The organism is Geomonas sp. (assembly GCF_056994735.1).
The window spans coordinates 1-8,096 of the sequence record NZ_JBXKJL010000460.1 but is presented as its reverse complement, the minus strand read 5'-3'; the positions used below and the strand labels follow the sequence as shown (position 1 = coordinate 8,096).

The following is an 8,096-nucleotide window of genomic DNA, read 5'->3' as shown; positions in this document are numbered from 1 at the left end:
TCCTGCAGGAACCGTTTGACCTTCTCCCTGTCAGCGTCCATGACCTCGCAGCGGCTCTCGCGCCCCACCAGTGCGGCCAGCTGCGGCGGGAGCGGCGGGGGATAACCGATGGCCTTCTCGACGGCGTCGCCGAACTTGGCCGGGTGGGCCGTGGCGAGGCAGATCACGGGGGTGCCGTCGGTGACGCACTCGAGGGCTCCGCGAACGCCTACCGCGGTGTGGGGGTCGAGGATGTAGCCGTTCCGGGTGTTGAAGGTGGCAATGGTCTCAAGCGTCTGCTTCTCGTCGACCGAGCAGGTGAGGAATTCGCTCTGCACGCGCTTGATCTCGTCTTCGCTGAAGATGATCCTGCCGGTCTGCTGCAGTTCGGCGAAAGCCGCCTGCACCCTGGTCGGGTTCTGGTCGAAGAGGTAGTAGAGGTAGCGCTCGAGGTTGGAAGCCAGCTGGATATCCATGGACGGCGAGACCGTCTGCACCACGTCGCCCAGCGAGTAATCGCCGCCGGCCACGAAGCGGCTGAGGATGTTGTTCTCGTTGGTAGCCAGCAGGAGCTTCTTGATCGGCAGTCCCATCCTCTTCGCCACGTATCCGGCGAAGATGTCGCCGAAGTTCCCGGTCGGAACGGAGAAGATGACCTCCTCCTGCTCGTTGGCGGGAAGTCTTCCCCAGGCGTAAAAATAGTAGACCACCTGGGCGAGCACGCGTGCCCAGTTGATCGAGTTGACCGCGCCGAGCGAGTACTCCTTCTTGAACTCGAGGTCGTTGAAGAGCGACTTGACCATGTTCTGGCAGTCGTCGAAGGTCCCCTTCACGGCGATGTTGTGGACGTTCTTGTCCAGCACCGTGGTCATCTGCAGCGCCTGGATCGGCGAGGTCTTCAGATGGGGGTGCAGGATGAAGATGTTGATGTTCTCCTTGCCGCGGACCCCGGCGATGGCGGCGCTCCCGGTATCGCCTGAGGTGGCGCCGAGGATGTTCATCTTCTCCCCGCGCTCCTTCAGAAGGTACTCGAAGAGGTTCCCCAAAAGCTGCAGCGCCACGTCCTTGAAGGCGAGGGTGGGGCCGTGGAAGAGTTCCAGGATGTAGACGCCGTCCTTCTTGACCAGCGGCGTGGTCTCCTCGTGCTCGAAGCTCGAGTAGGAGCGGTCGATCAGCTCCTTCAGGTCCTGCCTCGGGATGTCGTCCGCGAAGAGGGAGATGATATTGAAGGCTAGCTCGCGATAAGGAAGCTTCGCCCAGCAGGCGAGGGTCTCCCGCTCGATCTGCGGGATGCTCTCCGGCAGGATGAGCCCTCCGTCCGTAGCGAGCCCCATCATGACTGCGTCCTTGAAACAGATCGGGGCGATGCTTCCCCTGGTGCTGATGTATTTCATATCAAGTTCTCTTTCCTGCTGAAGTGAATTTACCTCTTAGGGCAACGTCAATATATAGCAGTTATAGCTCGAAATGTGAAGCAATTGCTCTTTATGCATTTCCCATGGCAACAGCTGTACCTGCCGATATACCTGGAGATAGGTGAGCCGGCGAGAGACAGACGCCCGGAGCCGAAAGGTGACAGCAAAAAAAGTTGTCGTTTTTTAAATTAATTTGCCTCAATATCGGAATTTGGTGAAGTGCTGGCCTGCTGCAGTCAATGAGATAATGTCGCGTATTTTTATGCTGCCTGTGGAGCCGGAAACCTTGGAAATCGGTATCTTTTCGAAAAAAAGAGGTTGCATAAAAATACCTTCCATGTTAAATATTGGGAACATGTTAACGTTCACTCAAAAGTGAGCTCCTCCGGCTCACTTTTTTTATTGGGAAATGCAGAAATGGCAAAGGTCGATGTAGTAGAAAGGATCACGGAGCTTGCCGGAGCGATTCTCCCCCCGTTGGGCCTGGGCTTGGTGGACATCGAGTACAAGCGCGAGGGGCGGGACATGGTGCTGCGCCTCTTCATCGAGAGGGAGGACGGCGGCATCACCCTGGATGACTGCTCCGCGGTCAGCAGGGAGTTCTCGGACATACTCGACGTGGAGGATTTCATCCACGATAACTACACGCTGGAGGTCTCTTCCCCCGGGATCTGCCGCCCGCTCAAGAAGCTGGCCGATTATCAGCGCTTTCAGGGGAAGTTGGTGAAGGTCAGGACCTTCGAGCTCCTGGCCGATGAGGCCGGGAACAAGCGCAAGACCTTCCTCGGCACGCTAACCGGAGTTGAGGACGGGGTCATCAAAATCCACCTCAAGGAAGGCCAGGACGCCTCCATCCCGATGGAGAGGGTGGCGAAGGCCAATCTTGAGTTTGAATTCTAAACAGTTCTTGATTTAACAAGGAGAGTGACGTGGAAACGAGCTTTAACCTCAAGCATACCATTGACCAGATCGTCAAAGAAAAGGGTATAGACAAGAGTATCGTGTTGGAGGCCCTGGAACAGGCCGTCCTCACCGCTGCCAACAAGAAGTTTCGCAATACCCGCGATCTGGAGGCTCATTACAACCCCGAAATCGGGGAGGTTGAGCTGTTTGAGTTCGTTACCGTCGTGGAAGAGGTCCAGGATTCCTACCGCGAGATCGAGCTGGACGAGGCGCGCGAGGAGGATCCGGACGTCGAGATCGGCGACTCCATCGGCATGAAGATGGATGCCAGCGGTTTCTCCAGGATCGCCGCCCAGACCGCCAAGCAGGTGATAATCCAGCGGGTCCGCGAGGCCGAGCGCGAGACGATCTTCAACGAGTTCCAGGAGCGCGTGATGGAGATCGTCAACGGCGTGGTGCGCCGCTTCGAGAAGGGCGACCTGATCGTGGACCTGGGGCGCGCCGAGGCGCTCCTGCCGCACAAGGAGCAGGCGCCGCGCGAGGTGTACCGCCAGGGCGACCGCGTCAAGGCGGTGATCACCGAGATCCGCATGACCACCAAGGGGCCGCAGATCATGCTTTCCCGTACCCACCCGATGATGCTGGCCAAGCTCTTCGAAGCCGAGGTCCCTGAGATCGCCGAAGGGATCGTGGAGATCAAGAGCGTGGTCCGCGAGCCGGGCGGCAGGGCCAAGATCGCCGTCTACTCGCACGACTCCGACGTCGACCCGGTCGGCGCCTGTGTCGGCATGCGCGGCAGCCGCGTCCAGAACGTGGTCTCCGAGCTCCGTGGCGAGAAGATCGACATCATCCCCTGGTCCGATGACATCGCCCGCTTCGCCTGCAACGCTCTGGCGCCCGCAGTGGTCACCAAGGTCTACGTCGACGAAGAGGACCAGGCCATGGAAGTCATCGTGGCCGACGACCAGCTTTCGCTCGCCATCGGCAAGCGCGGCCAGAACGTGCGCCTGGCCGCCAAGCTGACCGGCTGGAAGATCGATATCAAGAGCGAGACCCGCATGGCCGAGGCTGAGCTGCAGCAGTTCGCCTCCTATGACGGCAGCACCGAGGAAGAAGAAGAGGAGCCCGCAGCCGGGGAGGCCGCGCCGCTTGAGAGTGCCGCTTCGGAAAGTGCCGAGCCGGAAAGTTCCGAGCCGGAGACGGAGAATATTTAAAGAATATGCCGAAGGCCATTCCCCAAAGAAGCTGCCTTGCCTGCCGCGAGGCCAATGACAAGGGGAGCCTGCTTCGCTTCGTGCTGGCCCCGGACCGCACCGTGGTCCCGGACCTGCAGCAAAAGCTTCCCGGCCGCGGGGCTTACACCTGCATGAAGGCCTCCTGCGTGAAGCTCGCCGCTCAGAAGAAACAGTTCGCCCGCGGCTTCAAGGGCGAAGTGGTCGGCGCCGACGCCGAAGGGCTGTCGCGTCAGGTGGTGGAGAAGCTCGAGGAACGGATCGCCGGATACATCTCGCTGGCCAACAAGGGCGGAAAGATCGTCTCCGGTTCAGATCAGGTTATGGAAAGGCTGAAGAAGGGTGATGTGGGCATTCTCATCCTCTCCACGGACATCTCCGAGGACATCGGAGAAAAGTTCCGCGGGTTGGCAAAGGTCAAAGAGGTCCCCTGCCTGGCCCTCTTTAACAAGGAACATCTAGGGGCATTGGTAGGCAAGGAGCTTAGAAGCGCGATGGCGGTCCTTAAGAGCGGCTTCGTCGGTTCGATCGGTCTGGAAATGGAAAAGTACAGGAACTTCTTTGAGGAGGAGCGTGAGTAGATGAGCAAACGCGTATACGAGGTGGCGCAGCAGTTGGGGGTCGATAACAAGGAGGTTATGGCACGGCTGGCCGAAATGGGCCGCGATGTCAAGAACCACATGGCTGTTATTGATGATGCGGACGTCAAGGTACTGACCGCCCCTGCGCAGACAACCCACAAAGAGGTTTCTCAGGAAGAAGTCCGCGTGAAGCCGACCCTGATCCGGCGTCGGGCTGCGAAACCGGCTGAGGCGGCCGAGGGAGCCCCCGAGGCTCCGCCCGCGGCAGAGGTCCAGGAAGCACCCGCAGAGCCGGTTGCCCCGGTGAAAGCCGAAGAGGAAGCCCCGGCGAAGCCGGCCAAGCCGGCCGCACCGAGGGCCAGGATCATCGAGGCCGCTCCGGCCCCGAAGCCCGCTGCGGCTCCTGCTCCTCCTGCGGCTCCTCCCGCTGCCGAGAAGGAAAAAGAGAAGCCCGCCCCCGCTCCGGTAGAGGCGGCAGCACCGGCAGCGCCGGTGGTCGAAGCTCCGGCCCCGGCAGCGGAAGGAGCTCAGCCCGAAAAGGCCGAGGCACCCAAAGCCGCCCCCGCAGCCGCGGCCCCTGCTGCTCCGGCCGCTCCGGCAGCGAAGGCGGAGCCCGAGCCGGAAAAGGCGACGGCTACCAGGGCCAGGATCCTTGGCCGGGTGGAGATCCCGATTCCCGCCCCGCGCCCCGAGCGCCGCGAGTACCAGCAACGTCCCGCCGCTCCCGGCGAGCGTCCGGCCGGTCGTCCCGGCATGCCGCGCGGGGTTGAGCGTCCCGGAACCGAACGTCCGGCGCCGCGTCCGGGTGCTGGCCGCCCGGGTGAAAGGCCGGCTCCCGGCTCACGTCCGCCCGAGCGTCCGGCGCCGCTGGCCCCGATCGACGCAGGTGCCATGGGTGAGGATCGCCGCAAGGGGAGAAAGGGTGCTCCGACCCCCGCCGGCGGCGACTTCGCCAAGAAGAAGGGTGGGCCTGCAGCCGCCAAGGGCAAGAAGGAGGCCTTCAAGAAGCCTGACCTGCTCGACAAGCGCGAGAGGGTCTTCGAGCCCGGCCCCCGCTCTGGCAAAGGGAAGCGGAGAGTCGAGAAGGTCCAGATCGGCAAGAAGACCGAGATCACGGTGCCCAAGGCCATCAAGAGGATCATCAAGATCACCGAGTCCATCACCGTCGGCGAACTGGCCAAGAGGATGGGGATCAAGGCGACCGATCTCATCCGCGCCCTCATGAAGATGGGCGTGATGGCCACCATCAACCACCCGCTGGACTTCGATACCGCGACCATCCTGGCCACCGATTTCGGCTACGAGATCGAAAACGTGGCTCTCGACGTGGACGAGATCCTCGAGGCCGAGCCGGATGCACCGGAGTCCCTGGTCAAGAGACCGCCGGTCGTCACCATCATGGGTCACGTCGACCATGGTAAGACCTCGCTCCTCGACGCCATCCGCGAGACCAACGTGATCGCCGGCGAGGCTGGCGGCATCACCCAGCATATCGGCGCCTACGACGTCGAACTCAACGGCAGGAAGATCACCTTCCTCGATACCCCGGGCCACGAGGCCTTCACCGCCATGCGCGCCAGGGGTGCCAAGGTCACCGACATCGTCATCCTGGTGGTGGCCGCAGACGACGGCGTGATGCCGCAGACCCGCGAGGCGGTGAACCACTCCAAGGCCGCCGGGGTACCGATCATCGTGGCCATCAACAAGATCGACAAGCCCGACGCCAACCCGGCCAAGGTGAAGCAGGAACTCATGGAGTTCGGCCTGGTTTCGGAAGAGTGGGGGGGCGAGACCATCTTCGTCGAGGTCTCTGCCAAAAAGCGCATCAACCTCGAGTCGCTGCTGGAGATGGTTCTCCTGCAGGCCGACGTCCTGGAACTCAAGGCCAACCCCAACAAGTCGGCCCGCGGCACCATCGTCGAAGCCAAGCTCGACAAGGGGCGCGGTCCCGTGGCGACGGTGCTGGTCACGGAAGGCACTCTCAAGGGCGGCGACTACTTCGTGGCCGGCGTCCACTTCGGCCGCGTCCGCGCCATGCAGAACAACCGTGGCGAGAAGGTGCAGTCGGCAGGGCCGGCCATGCCGGTCGAGGTCATCGGCTTCACCGGGGTGCCGGATGCCGGCGACGTCTTCGTGGCGCTGCCCGACGAGAAGCAGGCCAAGGAGATCGCAACCCACCGCCAGATCAAGCTGCGCGAGACGGAACTGGCCAAGCACAGCAAGCTCTCCCTGGAGCAGCTCTACGAGAAGATCCAGAAGGGCGAGGTCAAGGACCTCAACACCATCGTCAAGGGCGACGTCCAGGGCTCCGTGGAAGCGGTGGCCGAGTCTCTCAGGAAGCTCACCACCGAAGCCGTCCGTCTCAACGTGCTGCATGCCTCGGTCGGCGCCATCACCGAGACCGACGTCAACCTGGCCAGCGCCTCCAACGCCATCATCCTCGGCTTCAACGTCCGTCCCGAAGTCAAGGCCGCGGCGCTTGCCGAGAAGGAAGGGGTCGACATCAGGCTCTACAACATCATCTACGACGCAGTGGATGACATCAAGAAGGCCATGGAAGGCCTCCTGGAGCCGACCTTCAAGGAGAAGGCACTGGGCCGGGCCGAGATCAGGGAAGTCTTCTCGGTGCCCAAACACGGCAACGTGGCAGGTTCCTACGTCACCGACGGCAAGATCGTCAGAAACGCCCAAGTCCGCCTGCTGCGGGATAACGTGGTGGTCCACGAAGGGAAGCTCGGCAGCCTGCGCCGCTTCAAGGACGACGTCAAGGAAGTGGCCACCGGCTACGAGTGCGGTATGTCGATCGAGAACTACAACGACATCAAGGTCGGCGACATCATCGAGTGCTTCGAGATGGAAAAAGTCGCCGCCAAGCTGTAACATAGGCAGACGTGGAGAGGGGCTCCGGAAGACGGGGTCCCTCTTTATTTAATGAGGGAGAGCGTGGAGGTCCAGGATCTCTTTTCGCCCTCACCCTCCCCGGCGAGCGCCGCTGTTAATTTCCCCCAGAGGGGAAGGGCGGTTGCCGGAACGTAATCAGAAAGAGAGTGAATAGAGATGGTAAAACGTTCGGATAAAGTAGGCGAGCAGATACACAAGATCATTTCGGAACTGCTGATAAAGGGGCTCAAGGACCCGCGGCTGGGTTTCGTGACCATAACCGGTGTCAAGCTCACCACCGACATGCGGCAGTCGACGGTCTACTTCACGGTGATCGGCAGCGACGAAGAGAAGAAGAACACCCTGGCGGGACTCAACAGCGCACGGGGCTTCATCAGGAAGGAACTGGGACAGGCCCTCAAGATGCGCTTCACCCCCGAGGTCCAGTTCAAGTACGACACCTCGTTCGAATACGGCCAGCATATCGAAAAGATGCTCAAGGAGATAGGTGCCCAGGATGACGGCGACGATACCTGAAATCTCGGCAATCGTGGCGGAGATCGAGAAGAGCTCCACCTTCCTCATCACCAGCCATGAAAGTCCGGACCCTGACGCAGTAGGTTCCTCGCTGGCCCTGGCCAACTACCTCTCGGCGCGCGGCAAGGATGTCACCGTCTACCTGCGAGATCCGGTACCGCTCAACTGCGAGTTCCTGCCGATGGCTTCGCAGGTCCTGAGCGAAGTGCCGGACAAGGAGTTCGATGCCTGCATCGTGCTCGACGTCGGCGAGTTCAGGCGGGCAGGTAGCGCCGTCACCTCCTGCCGGCGTGTCGGCCGCTTCATCAACATCGATCATCATCTTGGCTGCGAGAACTTCGGCGCCTACAACCTGATCGATCCCAAGGCCTGCGCCACCGCGGCCATCGTCTACCGCCTCATCAAGGCCGCGGGCGACGAGATCGACTACCCCACCGCCATTTGCATCTACACGGCGATCCTCAGCGATACCGGGAGCTTCCACTACTCGAACTCGAATCCCGAGGCCTTCGCCATCGCCGGTGAAATGATCGCCAAAGGGGTCAACGCCTGGGACGTCAACGAGCACC

Annotated in this window: 7 protein-coding genes; 6 read left to right on the top strand and 1 reads right to left on the bottom strand. The window is 61.5% G+C overall.

All coding sequences use genetic code 11. The features are described 5' to 3' along the window. A partial coding sequence (gene thrC / locus AC11W3_RS19900) for a threonine synthase (RefSeq protein ID WP_484093616.1) occupies nt 1-1,373 on the bottom strand: 1,373 nt, incomplete at its 3' end. Nucleotides 1,374-1,811: 438 nt separating this feature from the next. Between thrC and rimP the strand changes: the two genes are divergently transcribed. From rimP to AC11W3_RS19870, 6 genes are all read left to right on the top strand, one after another. Continuing rightward, nucleotides 1,812-2,294 carry a ribosome maturation factor RimP gene (gene rimP / locus AC11W3_RS19895; RefSeq protein WP_484093615.1) on the top strand — a complete coding sequence of 161 codons (483 nt, stop codon included), beginning with the start codon at nt 1,812-1,814 and terminating at the stop codon, nt 2,292-2,294. A gap of 29 nt (nt 2,295-2,323) precedes the next feature. Next, nucleotides 2,324-3,511, top strand: coding sequence for a transcription termination factor NusA (gene nusA, locus AC11W3_RS19890; protein WP_484090877.1), 1,188 nt, complete (start codon nt 2,324-2,326; stop codon nt 3,509-3,511). 5 nt (nt 3,512-3,516) lie between these two features. After that, nucleotides 3,517-4,110, top strand: coding sequence for a DUF448 domain-containing protein (locus AC11W3_RS19885; protein WP_484090876.1), 594 nt, complete (start codon nt 3,517-3,519; stop codon nt 4,108-4,110). Next, nucleotides 4,111-6,990, top strand: a complete 2,880-nt coding sequence (gene infB, locus AC11W3_RS19880; protein ID WP_484090875.1) for a translation initiation factor IF-2 — start codon at nt 4,111-4,113, stop codon at nt 6,988-6,990. It abuts the gene before it with no gap. Nucleotides 6,991-7,167: 177 nt separating this feature from the next. Further along, nucleotides 7,168-7,527, top strand: coding sequence for a ribosome-binding factor A (locus AC11W3_RS19875; RefSeq protein WP_484090874.1), 360 nt, complete (start codon nt 7,168-7,170; stop codon nt 7,525-7,527). Beyond that, nucleotides 7,508-8,096: DHH family phosphoesterase (locus AC11W3_RS19870; protein ID WP_484093614.1), on the top strand; the 589-nt coding region annotated here is incomplete at its 3' end. The genes AC11W3_RS19875 and AC11W3_RS19870, both read left to right, overlap by 20 nt.